The sequence below is a fragment of the Enterobacter adelaidei genome, from assembly GCF_041937165.1.
GTDB classification, from domain to species: Bacteria; Pseudomonadota; Gammaproteobacteria; order Enterobacterales; family Enterobacteriaceae; genus Enterobacter; species Enterobacter adelaidei.
The window spans coordinates 786,325-803,336 of sequence record NZ_CP154353.1 but is presented as its reverse complement, the minus strand read 5'-3'; the positions used below and the strand labels follow the sequence as shown (position 1 = coordinate 803,336).

General features: G+C 56.0%; 13 protein-coding genes. 7 read left to right on the top strand and 6 right to left on the bottom strand.

The annotated features are described in order from the left end of the window. Positions 1-32 precede the first annotated feature (32 nt). From fhuB to hrpB, 6 genes are all read right to left on the bottom strand, one after another. Positions 33-2,015: a Fe(3+)-hydroxamate ABC transporter permease FhuB gene (fhuB, locus tag AAHF05_RS03915; protein WP_129323904.1), complete on the bottom strand. Its 1,983-nt coding sequence runs from the start codon at positions 2,013-2,015 to the stop codon at positions 33-35. After that, entirely contained in the window at positions 2,012-2,902 is an 891-nt protein-coding gene (gene fhuD, locus AAHF05_RS03910; protein WP_129323905.1) for a Fe(3+)-hydroxamate ABC transporter substrate-binding protein FhuD, read from the bottom strand. Before fhuD ends, fhuB begins: the two co-directional genes overlap by 4 nt. Beyond that, positions 2,902-3,699 carry a Fe3+-hydroxamate ABC transporter ATP-binding protein FhuC gene (fhuC, locus tag AAHF05_RS03905; protein WP_129323906.1) on the bottom strand — a complete coding sequence of 266 codons (798 nt, stop codon included), beginning with the start codon at positions 3,697-3,699 and terminating at the stop codon, positions 2,902-2,904. Before fhuC ends, fhuD begins: the two co-directional genes overlap by 1 nt. Positions 3,700-3,749: 50 nt before the next feature. Beyond that, on the bottom strand, positions 3,750-5,999 hold the full coding sequence (gene fhuA, locus AAHF05_RS03900) for a ferrichrome porin FhuA (RefSeq protein ID WP_129323907.1): 2,250 nt from the start codon (positions 5,997-5,999) through the stop codon (positions 3,750-3,752). Positions 6,000-6,234: 235 nt separating this feature from the next. Further along, positions 6,235-8,760, bottom strand: a complete 2,526-nt coding sequence (gene mrcB / locus AAHF05_RS03895; RefSeq protein WP_374936434.1) for a bifunctional glycosyl transferase/transpeptidase — start codon at positions 8,758-8,760, stop codon at positions 6,235-6,237. A 79-nt stretch (positions 8,761-8,839) separates the two neighbouring features. Further along, positions 8,840-11,269, bottom strand: coding sequence for an ATP-dependent helicase HrpB (gene hrpB, locus AAHF05_RS03890; RefSeq protein WP_129323908.1), 2,430 nt, complete (start codon positions 11,267-11,269; stop codon positions 8,840-8,842). Between the two features lie 73 nt (positions 11,270-11,342). Here hrpB and thpR point away from each other — a divergent pair, with 73 nt between their 5' ends. The 7 genes from thpR to panB all read left to right on the top strand — a co-directional run bounded on the left by thpR (position 11,343) and on the right by panB (position 17,004). Further along, positions 11,343-11,888: an RNA 2',3'-cyclic phosphodiesterase gene (gene thpR, locus AAHF05_RS03885; RefSeq protein WP_129323909.1), complete on the top strand. Its 546-nt coding sequence runs from the start codon at positions 11,343-11,345 to the stop codon at positions 11,886-11,888. Further along, positions 11,888-12,592 carry a DNA/RNA nuclease SfsA gene (sfsA, locus tag AAHF05_RS03880; protein ID WP_129323910.1) on the top strand — a complete coding sequence of 235 codons (705 nt, stop codon included), beginning with the start codon at positions 11,888-11,890 and terminating at the stop codon, positions 12,590-12,592. Before thpR ends, sfsA begins: the two co-directional genes overlap by 1 nt. A gap of 176 nt (positions 12,593-12,768) precedes the next feature. Next, positions 12,769-13,224: an RNA polymerase-binding protein DksA gene (gene dksA, locus AAHF05_RS03875; protein ID WP_001155232.1), complete on the top strand. Its 456-nt coding sequence runs from the start codon at positions 12,769-12,771 to the stop codon at positions 13,222-13,224. Positions 13,225-13,283: 59 nt separating this feature from the next. Further along, positions 13,284-14,174 carry a tRNA glutamyl-Q(34) synthetase GluQRS gene (gene gluQRS / locus AAHF05_RS03870; protein WP_028018319.1) on the top strand — a complete coding sequence of 297 codons (891 nt, stop codon included), beginning with the start codon at positions 13,284-13,286 and terminating at the stop codon, positions 14,172-14,174. Between the two features lie 42 nt (positions 14,175-14,216). Then, complete coding sequence (gene pcnB / locus AAHF05_RS03865) at positions 14,217-15,614, top strand: polynucleotide adenylyltransferase PcnB (protein ID WP_028018320.1); 1,398 nt, start codon at positions 14,217-14,219, stop codon at positions 15,612-15,614. Next, the gene (gene folK, locus AAHF05_RS03860) at positions 15,611-16,090 is read left to right on the top strand and encodes a 2-amino-4-hydroxy-6-hydroxymethyldihydropteridine diphosphokinase (protein ID WP_129323911.1); all 480 of its coding nucleotides are present in this window, start codon (positions 15,611-15,613) and stop codon (positions 16,088-16,090) included. Before pcnB ends, folK begins: the two co-directional genes overlap by 4 nt. A gap of 122 nt (positions 16,091-16,212) precedes the next feature. Beyond that, entirely contained in the window at positions 16,213-17,004 is a 792-nt protein-coding gene (gene panB / locus AAHF05_RS03855; protein WP_049005295.1) for a 3-methyl-2-oxobutanoate hydroxymethyltransferase, read from the top strand. Positions 17,005-17,012 lie beyond the last annotated feature (8 nt).

Below are 17,012 nucleotides of genomic sequence, written 5' to 3'. Positions count from 1 at the left end.
GCATTGCCGGGTGGCGCTAACGCTTACCCGGCCTACCTGCTCTGCTTTCTTAACAGATAAATAAAGTACGGCGCGCCAATAAAGGTCGACAGCAGACCTGCCGGGACCTGATAGGGAAACAGCACCATTCTTCCGCACCAGTCCGCAAACACCAGCATTATCCCGCCCGTTAGCGCCGACATCACAATATGCGGCATGGTCCGGCGAAAACCCATCATTCTGGCGATATGCGGAGCCATCAACCCCACAAAGCTTAGCGGTCCTATCGTCATGGTGGCCGTCGCCGTCAGACACGCAGCCAGCAGAAGAAGCGCCACGCGCGTTGGCGTTAGCGCTAACCCGACCGCACGTGCGGTTTCGCCCCCCAGCGGCAGGATGGTCATCCAGCGACGACACAGCGGCACAACCGCCAGCAACACGATCATCACGATCCCGGTGTAAACAACCTGGCTGCCGGTAGCACTGTACGTTGAGCCGGAAATCCAGGTCAGGATCTTCGCCATACGCGGATCGCCACTCGCCTGAAGCAGCATCAGCAACATGGTAAATGCCGTGCTGAGCGCCATCCCGGCCAGCAGCATTCTGTGCGGGGAAAAACCGCCGCGACCAGAAGCAATCAGGATGATTAACAGCGTCACCGCCGCACCAATACTTCCCGCAGGCATCAACCAGCCGAATGCATTTCCCGGCACGAGGAACAACATCAGCACCACGCCGAACGCCGCGCCAGAGCTAGTCCCCAGCACTTCCGGGCTGGCCATCGGATTGCCGGTCAGGCGCTGGATAATACAGCCCGCGACGGCCAACATGACCCCGGCAATTAACGCGGAAAGCACCCGCGGCCAGCGCCACTGCAGCAGTTCATGGAATAAATCGCCCGTTGCCCAGTGCCAGCCCGCCGCATCACGCCCAAAAGCGAATGCGGCAAACAAAGCAATAATCAGCACCGCCAGACCGGCAAGGCTAAACCACAGCACTGACTGACGTTCAGCATGAACCTTATCGCCAACATCCATCGCCGGCGCGCTAATACTGCGCAGACGCGGGAGTAGCCACAGCAGCAGCGGCGCACCTATAAGCGCGGTCACCGAGCCCGTCGACACTTCCCTCCAGACATGCGCCAGCCAGAGAATGATCTGATCGGAAAGCCAGAGGATCAGCGCGCCAATCAGTGGGGCAAGCATCAGGCGCGCCAGAAGACGCCGTGCGCCGAGCATTTTTGCCAGCAGTGGTGCAAAGAGGCCAATAAACCCGATGATGCCAACGGCGTTTACCAGCAAAGCGCTCAATACAATTGCCAGCGTCAGCGCCGCCAGACGAGCCAGCGACAGCGCCAGCCCCAGGTTACGCGCCACACCATCATCCAGCCCCATTAACGTTAACGGACGCAGGAGCAGCAAGGTCAGCAGTACACCGCCAATTAGCTGCGGCCACAGACGCTCAACACCACTCCAGTCAGTCTGGGTAAGGGTTCCGGTACTCCACAGGAACATGCTTTGCAGCTGATCGTGATGGAACAGCACCAGCAGTTGATTAATCGCGCCACAATAGAGACTGACCACCAGCCCGGCCAGGATTAGCGTCACGGGGGACAGGCGTTTACCCCAGGCCACGCCAAAGACCAGCGCCCCCACCACACATGCCCCCGCGAGAGCCGCAAACTGCGTGGTTAACGCGCCGGGCAGCGCCCACAGCGTGGTAATGGTGATCCCAAGCTGCGCACCTGTTGCAACACCCAGCGTCGTCGGCTCTGCCAGAGGGTTACGCAGTACCTGCTGGAACAAAACGCCCACCAGGCCTAACCCGGCCCCGACCAGCAGCGAAATCGCCAGACGCGGTAGCAGGCTGTAGTGGAACACCATCTGCTGAATGTTGTTGATATCCGGGGCTGTCAGCGCGGCGCCCCACTCCCCGCGCGGTAATGCCGTCGACAGGTTGAACCAGGTTAATACCAGCGCAGCAAGGAAGAGTAAGGACAACAGCAGTGCCGGGAAGCGTGCAATACGCGTACTCATGCTTTACCTCCCAGCGCATTATCCAGCACGCGGGCAAAATGCATGGCCGACAGCGTCGCGCCGTAGAACCATACCGCTGGCACGCGCTGGAAACGCTGCTCACGCACGAACGGCATCGCCTGCCAGAGCGGAGTGGCCATCAGCGTTTGCATGCCACGTTCGTTACCGTGGTCGAAACACAGCACGTCGACATCACGAAATGCCGCCAGGCGGTCAATACCTACGGTCGTACTGCCCCAGAAGTTCATCTCACCTTCCCAGGCATTGCGAATACCAACACTGTCGAGCACGTCCTGGAACAGACAGTTTTTGCCAAAGACCAGCATATGGCGGGCATCCAGTAACGTCATCATCAACAGCGGGCGATCGCCCCGATGGGCAAAGCGCGGCTTCAGGGAATCAATCAGGGCGTCGAATTCGTCGAGATGCTTTTTAGCCTCCGCCTCACGGTTGAGGATATGCGCCATCTCGTTAATAGAGTGTCTCGCCATGGTCAGCGGTTTTTTACCGTCACTGAAGGAGAAACCTCGACCGGGCGCAATACGCGCCATTGTCTCTTCTGACGGACCGTACCCCGCAGACCAGAACAGAAATGACGGCTTCATCTGAGTGAGCAGTTCAAGGTTTGGCTCAGTCCGCAGGCCGACGTCGATCACCGAGTCCGGCAGCTTCGGCTCGTTCACCCAGAGGTTATAGTTTGGAATGTCCGCCACGCCATAAGGCGTGACGCCGAGCGCCATCATCAGCTCGACTGGCAGCCACTCAAGAGCCACGATACGGTGCGGATCGACGGCAGCGGCATGCGCCGTATTCATTTTTAATAACAACGGTGATAGCGCCATTGCCGTCAGCAGGCGACGGCGGCTCATTTGCATTGAATCCAGCATCAGAATACAAAGCTCACCGGTGATGCCCCGGCCGGGTGAGGCAGAATACCCATTGGAATTCCGTAAATGTGTTCCAGCGTTTCGCTGCGCATCAGTTCGGGTGGTGTGCCCTGCGCAATCATTTCCCCGCCACGCAGCGCGACGAGGTAGTCACAATAACGCGCGGCCATGTTGATATCGTGCAGAACCGCAATCACCGTCAACCCACGCTGCTGGCTTAAGCGATGCACCAGCGCCAGAACGTCAACCTGATGGGCAATATCCAGCGCAGAGGTGGGTTCATCCAGCAGCAGACAGCGGCTGTCCTGCGCCACCAGCATCGCAATCCACGCGCGCTGACGTTCGCCCCCGGACAGGCTATCCACCAGACGGTGTGCCAGTGGTTTTAATCCCACCAGCGAAATCGCCTCTTCCACTTTTTCTCTGTCAGCGATACCGAAACGCCCAAGCGCCCCGTGCCACGGATAACGCCCAATCGCTACCAGTTCACGCACCGTCATCCCCTCCGCCTGCGGCAGCTGCTGCGGCAAATACGCGACTTTGCGGGCAAAGGCTTTACTGCTCCAGCTCTCCAGCGGTTGGTCATCAAGCAGAATATCGCCTTCCGAAGGCGGCTGATGGCGGCCCAGCATCTTAAGCAAAGTCGATTTACCGGAACCGTTGTGACCAATCAGGCCAGTGACTTTACCGGCAGGGAATGTCAAAGAGAGCGGATGCAGCAAGGTGCGCCCGGGTACGCGAAAGGAGAGATTGTTGAGCGTAAAAGTGGTGTCAGATTGCGTTTTATTATCCTGCATGTCAGCCAACTTAAATAAAAAGGGCACGGCGAACCGTGCCCAAAGAGAGATTAGAAGCGGAAGGTCGCAGTGGCTACAACCTGACGTTCAGCACCCCAGAAGCAACCGTAGGTGTTGAAGCAGCTGGCAACATATTCACGATCGAACAGGTTGTTTACGTGAAGCGCGACGTTTGAGCCGGCCATCCCTACACGCGCCAGATCGTATCTGACAAGTGCATCAACCACGGTATAGCTGCCCACTTTGAAGGAGTTCGCCGGATCGCCGAAGCTGGAACCGGTATAACGAACGCCAGTACCCAACGTCAGGCCAGACAGCGGGCCATCAAACATGGTGTAATCCCCCCATACGGAGGCCATGTGTTTCGGCACCTGCGCTGGCGTGTTGCCTTTGTAGTTAGTGTCGGTAGTGTACTCGGCATTGGTATAGGTGTAAGAACCGACAACGTTAACGCTCGCAGACAATGCCGCTTTCGCTTCCAGCTCTACGCCACGGGAACGGATCTCACCGCCTTCAACGGAGAAGAATGAGCCCGCTGGATCAGCCATCAGGTTGTTGGTTTTCGTCAGCTGGTATACCGCACCGGTAATCACGATCGGACGATCGTTCGGCACGTATTTCACACCCGCTTCGTATTGCTTACCTTTAGACGGAGCAAAGATGTTGCCACTCGCACCAGTCTGGGAAGCAGGTTCAAAGGATTCGCTATAGCTGAAGTAAGGTGTTACGCCATTGTCGAACAGATAGTTAACACCACCGCGCCAGGTGAACTGCGTGTCATCACGTTTAGCTGTCGTGTTCGTTACACGGTTATAAGACTCTTGATCGGCCCAGTCATAACGGCCACCAAGGGTTACCAGCACTTTATCCCACTGGGCCTGATCCTGAACGTACAGACCTGTCTGTTTCTGGCGGTTGAGAATTTGATAAGGGCCGGAAGTTGCAGGATCTTTTGAGCCGAAATCAAAATCGCTGTTCACCGGATGGTAGAGATCCAGCAGCGGTACAGAATCGTCATAACCAAACCAGGAGTTGATGTCATTACGCATACGCATAAAGTCAACGCCGGTCAGCAGAATGTGGTCCACCTCACCGGTAGAGAATTTGCTCTGCAGTTGAGTATCAACGGTGAAGTTCTGCAGTTTTTCATGATCGACAACGTATTTACGCGCCAGGTAATGGCCTTTGTCTGCAGGGGCTAACGCTGCACACTGTTTGTTGCCGCTATTTGCAGGATCGGTACAGACGCCATAGCCGTAAACGCTGTTTTGCGAAGTTTTATTCTCGGCAAAACGCAGGTTCTGACGCACGGTAAAGGTATCGTTGAATGCGTGATCGAAGCTATACCCCACCATTTTCTGATTACGGGAATAGGTGTTGTTCTTCGCGCCTTCGTTGAAGTCAGTCGGCAGACGATCGCCGTTTGGCAGCGGATCAACCGTTCCCTCTTTTGGCAGCCAGCCATAGTAGCCCGTTTCAGGCTCGTTCTGGAAATAGGAGAGGAACGTGAAAGTGGTTTTATCATCCGGACGCCAGGAGAACGATGGCGCGATAGCATAACGCTGTTCTTCCGCACGCTCCTGCTGGGCATTGTTAGAACGCGCCACGCCGGTTAAACGGTAGGAGTAAACGCCGTCGTCGTCGATCGCATCGCTAAAGTCAAAGCCAGTCTGGAACAGGCTGTCAGTACCCACTTTGAACTGGATCTCTTTCAGCGGCTCAGTGGTTGGGCGCTTACTCACCATATTCAGCAAGCCACCAGGGCTGCTTTTTCCGTACAGAACAGAAACCGGACCACGCATGATTTCAGCGCGTTCCAGCATATAAGGGTCAATCACCGCGTCGTTATAGAAGTTGCCCTGCATCTTCATACCGTCGAGGTAGTTATTCTGGCTCTGACCATCGGCCGCGAAACCGCGAATGAGCAGGTAGTCATAGGTATTGGACGCACCACGCGTGCCGACCGCAACACCTGGGGTATAACTCAGCGCTTCTTTAACAGAGCGTGGCTGATGCAATGCCATCTCTTCAGCAGTCACGACCGAAATGGATTGTGGAACCTTTTGAATCGGGGTGTCCGTTTTCGTTCCGGTCGCGGATTGCCTTGCAGCGATAGTCGCAGCGGGTCCCCAGGCACTTTCCTGTGCCGCAGGTGCTGCGGTTACCGTAATAGTTTCTTCTTTTTTCGGGGTTTCGGCAGCATGTGCATAAGTCGACATGCCGGCAACCGCTGTGGCGACGACGACCGCGAGTTTACGCAGCGACGTGTTCATTGGCTGAGCAGTATTGGAAAGCGCCATGTTGAATCTCTGATGTGAAAGTGAATGATAACGTAAACGAGAATTATTATTATGAGCGCCAGAATAATATGCGAAACGCTGGTTGCATAGCAAGCAGTAAGCGGCCCTATGAGAATTAAGGGTTTAAGAAATCATCAAGAGAAAACGAAGGGTTAATCAGAGTTAAAGCGAGGGTTAACGAAATGAGGTTTACGGGTAAAAAAAGCCCCCTTCCAGGGAAGAGGGCTTTAAAAGGCTAGTTACCGCCGAACATATCTTTAATCCAGCCGGCGACACCGTCGCTGTCTTTCTTCTCATTCTGCTGCTGCGGCTGTTGCTGCTGCGGCTGCTGTGGCTGAGAAGACGAATCAAACGGATTGCCCGATGGTTGTTCTGGCTGACTTTGCTGACACAGCGCGTCCGGGTTGGTCGTCCAGACCGGCAAGGTACGCATCCCGCCGCCGCAGACAAAGTTACCGGAACCATCCACGCCCATATCAACAATGTCTTCCGGCGCGACCAGATTCAGCGGCACCGGGGACTGATTCGCCAGATAACGCTGGTAAATCGACATTGCCCCGCTTGCGCCGTACAGTTTGGTCGGCTGGTTGTTGTCGCGACCGACCCAGGTGATCACCACTTCACGGCCATCAATACCGGCAAACCAGGTATCGACGTTGTTGTTGGTGGTCCCGGTTTTACCCGCCAGATGCAGACCCGGATACTTCGCTCCCAGTTGACGCCCGGTACCACGCTGCACAACCTGTTGCATCGTCCACAGCGTCATATAGGCGGCCTGAGCGGGCACCGCACGTTCAGCCTGCGGGAAGCTCTGATACAGCACGGAACCATCTTCAGCTATTACTGAACGCAGCGCAGACAGCTGTGCGCGGTTCCCCCCGCTGGCAATGGTCTGGAACGCCTGTGCAACTTCGATTGGCGTCAGGTTAAGCGCACCCAGAATCATCGCCGGTACCGGATTCAGCTGATCTTTCGAAATACCCAGTTTCTGCCAGGTATCAACAATCGCTGGCAGGCCCAGTGACATGCCCAGATTAACCGTTGGTACGTTCATGGAGCGGGTTAACGCATCCACCAGCATCACCTGGCCGCTGAACTGTTTATCATCGTTCTGCGGTGACCATACCTGGCCGTTAGGCTGACGCAGGGAAATTGGCGCATCCGCAATCCAGGTATTCAGGCGGTACTGGTTTGGCTGACTCAGCGCAGTGAGATAGGTCGCTGGTTTTGCCAGAGAGCCGATCGAACGACGCGCCTGCATGGCGCGGTTGTAACCTGCAAACTGTGGCTCAGCCCCGCCCACCATCGCGCGCACTTCACCGGTGTTACGGTCAACCACCACCATCGCGGTTTCAAGATCGGAGAGCTTGCGCTGTTTCTTCAGCGCCGGAATGCCTTCCACTGCCGCTTTTTCCGCGGCATCCTGCGCCACGGAGTCAAAGGTAGTGAAGATCTTCACGCCGGAGAGATCTTTAACCTTATCACCGAGCTTACTTTGCAGCTCCTGACGCACCAGCTGCATAAACGCAGGCTGAGGCGAAATCACGCCACCGCGCTGCTGAACGCCGAGTGGACGAGCGCTCAACATCTCGTACAACTCCTGATCGATCACCTGCTGTTGCTGCAGCAAACGCAGCACCAGGTTACGACGCTCAAGCGCCAGTTTTGGGTTACGCCACGGGTTATAAATTGACGCCCCTTTCACCATGCCGACCAGCAGCGCCTGCTGGTCAAGGCTCAGCTCTTCAACCGGACGGCCAAAGTAGTACAGACTCGCCAGCGGGAAACCACGGATTTCGTTATCACCGCTTTGGCCGAGGTACACTTCGTTCATGTACAGCTCAAGGATACGATCCTTGCTGTAACGCGCGTCCATCAGCACGGCCATGTACGCTTCGTTGGCCTTACGCCAGTAAGAACGTTCGCTGGAGAGGAACAGGTTCTTCACCAGCTGCTGGGTGAGCGTACTCGCCCCCTGCACCGTGCGCCCTGCTGTCAGGTTCGCCAGCACCGCACGCCCTATGGAGTAAAGACTGATGCCATCGTGCTCGTAGAAGTGACGGTCTTCGGTTGCCAGCAGCGTATCCACCAGCAGATCCGGGAAACCGTTACGAGCCACAAACAGACGCTGTTCACCGTTTGCTGACGAAAGCATGGTGATTAGTCGAGGATCAAGACGGAAGAAACCGAACTGGCGGTTGTTATCCATGTTCTCGATGGTGTCCAGACGATCGCCGTCAAAGGTCAGACGCGCCCGCACCTGTCCCTCTTTGCTGTCCGGGAAATCAAACGGACGGCGGATCATCTCGATGCTCTTCGCCTGCACGGTGAATTCACCCGGGCGCGTCATCTTCGACACCTGACGATACTGGGTGGCTTCCAGCAGCTTCACCATCTCGTTCTTACTGATGGACATATCTGGCTCAAGGTTCACCATGCGGCCATATACTGCCGCAGGCAATTGCCAGACTTTACCGTCGATACGGCTGCGGATCTTCTGATCCAGATAGACGCCGTAAATCGCCATCAGCACAACAAAAATAATGAACAGCTTCAGCAGCAGCCAGAACCAGCCGCGTTTACCCCGAGGCTTACGCCCTTTGCCTTTCCCTTTACGCGGCATCGGTTCTTCATCCTCATAATCATCTTCATAGTCATCGTCATAGTCCTCATCTCTGAGGCGACGACGGCTTACCTTTTCTTTCGCCGGACGCGTTGGTTTTCCCTTACGTCCTATTGGCTCGCGGTCATTCCCCGCCATGCTTTTTCTCCGCAACTTTCAGGCGCAAAGGCCCGATTCTCTTTTCTTCCACATCACCGTGAAAGAAGAAATCTCTCAATTAAGAATATTTCTTCGTACGCCGTGTCGGCGCGGTATTCGCCGGATCGTCCGGCCAAACGTGTTTGGGATATCGACCCTTCATCTCTTTTTGCACTTCCCGGTAGCTGCCCGCCCAGAACGCCCCCAGATCGCGGGTGATTTGTAGCGGACGATGAGCAGGCGACAACAGTTCAAGCACCACCGGCACGCGCCCTTCAGCGATGGATGGCGTGGTCGCCTCACCAAACATCTCCTGCATGCGTACCGCCAGCGCCGGAGGATTATCCTCGTGATAACGAATGGCAATCCGGCTTCCGGTCGGCACAGTGTAATGCCCCGGCAGTTCACTATCCAGACGTTGACGTAATGACCAGTCCAGTAAATTCTGTAACGCGACCTTAACATCAAGGGCTTTTAGTGCCCGCAGCGAGTGTACACCGCTCATTTGCGGCAGCAGCCAGCTCTCCAGCGAGGCAAGCAGCGTCTCATCATCCACCGCAGGCCAGGCATATTCTGGCAGCCAGCGCGCGGCACAGTGCAGACGAATACGGTATTGTTCCACCTCGGGCGTCCAGTTCAGTACGTTCAACCCTTTTTCCCTAATGCCGTTCAGCATCGCCTGATGCATCTCTTCTTCTGACGGCTTCGCCAGCGGCTTCGTGCCAAGGGTCAATTTGCCAATCTGGCTACGCCGAAACGCCTTCAGGGTGCCCTGGGTGTCATCCCATTCGACGATATCAAATTGCTGAAGCAGTTGCGGACAGGCACGCGTCAGGGCCTCAATATCGACAGCTATCGCCTGTAATATCCGTGCATCCGGCGACTGGCTGCCCTGCAGCAGGAGCGGTGCGATCAGCCACTCATGGCGCGTCAGGGCATCATCGCTGTCCAGCATCGCGCCCATGCCATTTGCCAACTGATAGCGACCGTCCAGCCCGCGTCGGCGCGCAATTCGGTCCGGAAATGCTTGTGCCAGCAACTGTGCGATAATATCGCTGTCTGGCGAGCCACCACGGCTGTTTAGCCGTTTGCTGAGCCGCTGCGCCCGTTGCTGCCAGTTCCCCTGATTGCGTGAAAATGCCTGCGCCAGATCGCTGCTGCCACCACGCGGCGGCTCCTCAAGAATAGCGGCCAGTTTCGCCGCCGTGGCAATTTCATCTTCCCCTTGCGCGGCAACCAGCATTGCGGCCAGACGCGGATCGTTGCCCAGAGCAGCCATTTTCTGGCCGCGCGTCGTCAGACGCTCGCCTTCAAGCGCGCCAAGCTGGGCCAGCAGTGTACGTGCTGCGGTAAGGTTTACGACAGGAGGCGGATTAAGCCAGGCCAGTTGTCCCGGATCCGGACAGCCCCATTGCAGCAGATCCATCACCAGACCTGATAAATCACTTTGTAAAATTTCCGGGGGACTTTGTTGTGCCGCGCGTTCAGCCTGCTCTGCACTGGTCAAATGCAGGCAGATACCCGCCTCAAGACGTCCTGCACGGCCTGCGCGCTGTACCATCGACGCCTGGCTTATACGTTGCGTCAGGAGTTTCGTCAGCCCGGTACGCGGGTCAAAGCTTGCCACTCTCTCCTGCGCGCTATCCACCACCAGGCGAATACCTTCGATGGTCAAACTGGTTTCCGCAATATTGGTTGCCAGCACCACTTTGCGCTGCCCCGCAGGCGCGGGGAGAATCGCTTTACGCTGGTCGGCCAGCGACAGCGCACCGTAAAGCGGACACAACAGGACATCGCTACTGACACGGGAGGCCAGGTGCTCCTGCACGCGCTGGATTTCGCCCACGCCGGGTAAAAACAGCAGCAGCGAACCGGGCTCCTGACGCAGCAGTTCTGCAGTAGCGATGGCGACCGCTTCATCAAAACGCTGATGGGCAGGCAGCGGTTGATAACGGCGCTCTACGGGAAACGCTCGCCCTTGCGAGGCTATCACCGGTGCATCAGGCAGCGTCTGCTGCAGCCGTTCGTTATCCAGCGTCGCCGACATAATGAGCAGCCGAAGGTCGTCACGCAGCCCCTGTTGAACATCCAGTAACAGTGCCAGAGCCAGATCCGCCTGCAGGCTGCGTTCGTGGAATTCATCCAGAATCACCAGCCCGACGCCGGTCAGTTCAGGATCGTTTTGCAGCATGCGGGTGAGAATTCCCTCGGTCACCACTTCAAGCCGCGTGGTTGGGCCGATGCAGGTTTCAGCGCGCATACGGTAGCCCACCGTCTCGCCCGGTTTTTCGTTAAGCAATTCCGACAGGCGTTGTGCCACGTTGCGCGCGGCCAGCCTGCGCGGCTCCAGCAGGATAATTTTCCCGCTGATATTCCCGTCTTTCAGGATCTGCAGCGGCAGCCAGGTGGATTTACCGGCCCCTGTCGGGGCATTCAGCAAAACCTGCGGGGCATGTTGTAAGGCAGCGAGAAGCTCGGGAAGGACGACGGCGACCGGCAATGAGGACACTAACAGCTCCAGAGGGTTAACATTAGTCGGCGTACATTGTAGCATCGGCGCATATCATTACCGAGTCCCCCGTATGTCTGAGTCGAAACGGCTGTTTTTTGCTATTGAATTACCCGCCCCAATACAGCGGCAAATTGTTCGCTGGCGCGCTGAGCACTTCCCGCCGGAAGCGGGTCGCCCTGTTGCCGCGGCTAACCTGCACCTGACGCTGGCCTTTTTGGGTGATGTGAGCGCCGATAAACAGCGGGCCCTGGCAACAATGGCCGGACGGATCTCTCAACCGGGGTTTACGCTACACCTTGATGATGCCGGGCAGTGGTTGCGCTCGCGGGTGGTCTGGCTGGGTACGCGCCAGCCACCTCGTGGGATATTACAGCTTGCAAATATGCTGCGCGCCCAGGCGGCACGCAGCGGCTGTTACCAGAGCCCGCAGCCTTTTCATCCGCATATCACGTTGCTGCGCGATGCAGGTCAGGCCGTTGCCATCCCACCACCAGGTTTTCACTGGGCCTTTCCGGTTAATGAATTCGCACTTTATGAATCCGTCTTTGCACAAGGACGCACCCGCTACACGCCGCTACAGCGCTGGACGCTGGGCAATACCGTTAAGGACGCCTGATGAAGTTTAGCCCTCCCCTGCAGCACGCCACGCTGATTCAACGCTACAAACGCTTCCTCGCAGACGTAGTCACGCCTGAAGGAACACAGCTCACCCTGCACTGCCCCAATACCGGTGCTATGACGGGGTGTGCGACACCGGGTGACCGGGTCTGGTATTCCACATCAGAGAATATGAAACGCAAATATGCCCATACCTGGGAAATGACCGAAACACAAAGCGGGGCATTTATTTGTGTTAACACCCTGCGCGCCAATCAACTGGTTAAAGAAGCGCTAATGAATAATGCCCTTCCCGAACTGGTGGGTTATGACACGCATAAAAGTGAAGTGAAATATGGCGATGAAGGCAGCAGAATTGACTTCATGTTACAGGCGCAAGACAGGCCTGAGTGCTATATTGAAGTAAAATCAGTGACGTTAGCGGAACAGGAAAATGGCTACTTCCCGGATGCGGTAACGCTACGCGGGCAGAAGCATCTGCGAGAGCTAATGTGTGTTGCGGCGGCGGGCAAACGCGCCGTATTGCTGTTTGCGGTGTTGCATTCAGCCATTGAACGATTCTCTCCTGCCCGCCATATTGATCCTAAATACGCGCAATTGTTGAATGAGGCACAAAAGCAGGGGGTAGAGGTTTTGGCTTATAAAGCGGAACTTTCTGCCGATAATATGACTCTGAGATCCTCTCTTCCCATTGTCTTATAAGGGATTAGACGATTGATGATTAAGTGTTCTGGCCGCGTGCGCAAATACGCTTTTCCTCACAGGCTTGTCAAGTGTTACGTTTAGATAATTGCCATCCGGAAAAGCATCTGCTATTTATAGCGACCTGATTTTTCCCCCGACACGGGGATCGATAGTGCGTGTTAAGGAGAAGCAACATGCAAGAAGGGCAAAACCGTAAAACATCGTCCCTGAGTATTCTCGCCATCGCTGGGGTGGAGCCGTATCAAGAGAAACCGGGCGAAGAGTATATGAACGAAGCCCAGCTGTCGCACTTCAAGCGTATTCTTGAAGCATGGCGTAATCAACTCAGGGATGAAGTCGATCGCACCGTTACTCATATGCAGGATGAAGCTGCTAACTTCCCGGATCCGGTCGACCGTGCCGCTCAGGAAGAAGAGTTCAGCCTCGAACTGCGTAACCGTGACCGCGAACGCAAACTGATCAAAAAGATCGAGAAAACGCTGAAAAAAGTCGAAGACGAAGATTTTGGCTACTGCGAATCCTGTGGTGTTGAAATCGGTATTCGTCGCCTGGAAGCGCGTCCAACCGCCGACCTGTGCATCGACTGTAAAACACTGGCTGAAATCCGCGAAAAACAGATGGCCGGTTAATACCAGCGCTGTTTACACACTCCAAAGGCGGGAGTCACTCCCGCCTTGTTACTGTTGATATGTCTGAATCACACTATATTGGGCGCTTCGCGCCATCTCCTTCCGGTGAATTACACTTCGGCTCATTAATTGCCGCGCTCGGCAGCTACCTGCAGGCTCGTGCCAGCCAGGGCAAATGGCTTGTTCGCATTGAAGATATTGACCCTCCGCGTGAAGTTCCCGGTGCAGCAGACACCATTCTGCGTCAGCTGGAACATTACGGTCTTCACTGGGATGACGACGTTCTCTGGCAATCAAAACGTCACGATGCGTATCGGGAACGGCTGGCCTGGCTTCGTGCTCAGGGGCTTTCCTATAACTGCACCTGTACCCGCGCACGCATCCAGAGCGTGGGAGGGGTTTATGACGGTCATTGTCGTACGCTTAATCTTCCCCCGGAAAATGCCGCCGTGCGCATCAAGCAGCGCTCCCCGGTGACGCACTTTAACGATTTACTCTCCGGCAAGATCCACGCCGATGAACGTCTGGCATGTGAAGATTTTATTATCCACCGCCGTGACGGTCTGTTCGCCTACAACCTGGCCGTTGTCGTGGATGACCATTTCCAGGGCGTCACGGAAATCGTTCGTGGTGCAGATCTCGTTGAACCTACCGTGCGGCAAATATCGCTCTATCACCAGTTTGGCTGGAAAGCGCCGGATTACATTCATCTGCCGCTGGCGGTCAATGAACATGGCTGTAAGCTGTCGAAGCAAAACCATGCGCCAGCCCTGCCACACGGCGATCCACGCCCGGTTTTGATCGACGCGCTGCGATTTCTCAACCAGAATGTAACCAACGAATGGCAGGATCTGCGTATTGACGAACTGCTGAAAATGGCGATCGCCCACTGGACGCTCACGGCGGTGCAAAAAATCCAGCATTCTCAAATGCGTTGCGCTGAGCTATGATTAGCCGCTTTTTTCATAACAAAACACACTACGAGGTGTACCATTTTTACCCGAGTCGCTAATTTTTGCCGTAAAGTGCTAAGCCGCGAAGAGAGCATGGCGAATGATGCTATTGCACAGCCACACATGTCGGTTATTCCGCGTGAGCAGCACAATATTTCCCGCAAAGATATCAGTGAAAATGCCCTCAAGGTGCTCTATCGTCTGAATAAAGCGGGCTACGAGGCCTATCTCGTGGGCGGTGGAGTGCGTGATTTACTGCTGGGCAAAAAGCCAAAAGATTTCGACGTGACGACCAGCGCCACGCCTGAGCAGGTGCGTAAATTATTCCGTAACTGCCGTCTTGTTGGCCGCCGTTTCCGTCTGGCTCACGTGATGTTTGGACCGGAGATCATCGAAGTGGCGACCTTCCGCGGCCACCATGAAGCGGGCGCATCGGATCGCACCACGTCGCAGCGCGGCCAGAACGGTATGCTGCTGCGCGATAATATCTTCGGTTCTATCGAAGAAGATGCCCAGCGTCGTGACTTCACGATCAATAGCCTTTACTACAGCGTGGCGGATTTCACCGTGCGTGATTACGTCGGCGGTATGCAGGACCTGAAAGAAGGTCTGATTCGTCTGATTGGCACGCCGGAAACGCGCTATCGTGAAGATCCCGTGCGTATGCTGCGCGCCGTGCGTTTCGCCGCCAAGCTGAATATGCGCATCAGCCCGGAAACGGCAGAGCCTATTCCGCGTCTGGCGACGCTGATCAACGACGTGCCCCCTGCCCGTCTGTTTGAGGAAGCCCTGAAACTGCTGCAGGCCGGCCACGGCTTTGAAACTTATAATCTGCTGCGCGAATACAACCTGTTCCAGCCGCTGTTCCCGACCATTACCCGCTACTTCACCGAAAGCGGTGACAGCCCAATGGAGCGCATGATTGCGCAGGTGCTGAAAAATACTGATACCCGTATTCGCAACGATATGCGCGTGAATCCGGCGTTTCTGTTTGCGGCGATGTTCTGGTATCCACTGCTGGAAACGGCTCAGCGAATCACTCAGGAGAGCGGTCTCGCCTATTACGATGCCTTCGCACTGGCCGCGAACGACGTGCTGGACGAAGGGTGCCGTACGCTGGCGATCCCGAAACGTATTACCACGCTGGTGCGAGATATCTGGCAGCTTCAGTTGCGCATGTCCCGTCGTCAGGGCAAACGTGCCTGGAAGTTGATGGAGCATCCTAAGTTCCGCGCGGCATTCGATCTGCTGTCACTGCGGGCTGAAATTGAAAGGAATCAGGAGCTACAGCGTCTGGCGCAATGGTGGGCCGAGTTCCAGGTTTCCGCCCCGCCTGAACAGAAAGATATGCTCACCGGGCTGGATGAAGAGCCGGAACCACGTCGCCGTCATCGTCGTCCGCGCAAACGCGCGCCGCGTCGTGAAGGTGCTTCATGACCCTCGCGTATATCGCCATCGGCAGCAATTTAGCCTCTCCGCTGGAGCAGGTTAACGCTGCCGTACAGGCGCTGGGCGAAATTCCGCAAAGCCGGATCGTGGCCGTCTCTTCGTTTTACCGCACCCCACCGCTGGGGCCGCAGGATCAGCCAGATTATCTCAATGCCGCCGTCGTGCTGGAGACCGCTCTGGATGCCGAAACGCTGCTGGATAATACTCAGCGCATCGAACTGCAACAGGGTCGCGTACGCAAAGCCGAACGCTGGGGGCCGCGCACTCTCGATCTCGATATTATGTTGTTTGGTCATGAGGTCATAAACACCGATCGCCTCACTGTTCCGCACTACGACATGAAAAACCGGGGTTTTATGCTCTGGCCGCTGTTCGAAGTCGCCCCCGATCTCACCTTTCCGGATGGTATCTCGCTGAAAGCCATTCTGGACACTCTCAAGGCGGAAAGACCCGCTCGCTGGTAATCCTGCATCTTACCGATTAACCCTGAAATATTTGCCGTTAATCGGTTAGCTAAAATCATTGTTCCCCCGAATGTTACTGTTAAAATGCGCAAAGATTCGCTTTTGGGCTATCAGGAAACAGTATGAAACCAACCACCATCTCCTTACTGCAGAAATGCAAACAGGAAAAAAAACGCTTCGCCACCATCACCGCGTATGACTACAGCTTCGCCAAACTCTTTGCCGAAGAGGGTATCAACGTCATGTTGGTCGGAGATTCGTTAGGGATGACGGTACAAGGACATGATTCCACCCTGCCGGTTACGGTTGAGGATATTGCTTACCATACCCGTGCCGTGCGCCGTGGTGCGCCAGCCTGCCTGCTGCTTTCCGACCTGCCGTTTATGGCCTACGCCACGCCAGAGCAAGCCTTTGAAAATGCAGCAGTCGTGATGCGTGCCGGGGCCAACATGGTCAAAATCGAAGGTGGCGCCTGGCTCGTTGATACGGTGAAAATGCTCACCGAGCGCGCCGTGCCGGTGTGCGGTCATTTGGGCCTGACGCCGCAATCCGTGAACATCTTTGGCGGTTATAAAGTGCAGGGCCGTGGCGATGCCGCACAAACGCTGTTCGATGATGCCCTCGCCCTGGAAGCCGCAGGCGCACAACTGCTGGTGCTGGAGTGCGTTCCGGTTGAGCTGGCAAAACGCATCACCGACGCGCTGTCGATTCCGGTGATAGGTATTGGCGCAGGTAACGTGACGGATGGCCAGATCCTGGTGATGCACGACGCTTTTGGCATTACCGGCGGACATATCCCGAAATTTGCCAAAAATTTCCTCACGGAAGCGGGCGACATGCGCGCTGCGGTCAGGCAGTATATTGCCGAGGTTGAGTCCGGCGTTTACCCGGGCGAAGAACACAGTTTCCATTAAGGAGTCTC

What these genes read in the sequence shown, in the direction of transcription:
- fhuB (WP_129323904.1), bottom strand. Translation starts at nt 2,015, where the DNA reads ATGAGTACGCGTATTGCACGCTTCCCGGCACTGCTGTTGTCCTTACTC.
- fhuD (WP_129323905.1), bottom strand. Translation starts at nt 2,902, where the DNA reads ATGCTGGATTCAATGCAAATGAGCCGCCGTCGCCTGCTGACGGCAATG.
- fhuC (WP_129323906.1), bottom strand. Translation starts at nt 3,699, where the DNA reads ATGCAGGATAATAAAACGCAATCTGACACCACTTTTACGCTCAACAAT.
- fhuA (WP_129323907.1), bottom strand. Translation starts at nt 5,999, where the DNA reads ATGGCGCTTTCCAATACTGCTCAGCCAATGAACACGTCGCTGCGTAAA.
- mrcB (WP_374936434.1), bottom strand. Translation starts at nt 8,760, where the DNA reads ATGGCGGGGAATGACCGCGAGCCAATAGGACGTAAGGGAAAACCAACG.
- thpR (WP_129323909.1), top strand. Translation starts at nt 11,343, where the DNA reads ATGTCTGAGTCGAAACGGCTGTTTTTTGCTATTGAATTACCCGCCCCA.
- sfsA (WP_129323910.1), top strand. Translation starts at nt 11,888, where the DNA reads ATGAAGTTTAGCCCTCCCCTGCAGCACGCCACGCTGATTCAACGCTAC.
- dksA (WP_001155232.1), top strand. Translation starts at nt 12,769, where the DNA reads ATGCAAGAAGGGCAAAACCGTAAAACATCGTCCCTGAGTATTCTCGCC.
- gluQRS (WP_028018319.1), top strand. Translation starts at nt 13,284, where the DNA reads ATGTCTGAATCACACTATATTGGGCGCTTCGCGCCATCTCCTTCCGGT.
- folK (WP_129323911.1), top strand. Translation starts at nt 15,611, where the DNA reads ATGACCCTCGCGTATATCGCCATCGGCAGCAATTTAGCCTCTCCGCTG.
- panB (WP_049005295.1), top strand. Translation starts at nt 16,213, where the DNA reads ATGAAACCAACCACCATCTCCTTACTGCAGAAATGCAAACAGGAAAAA.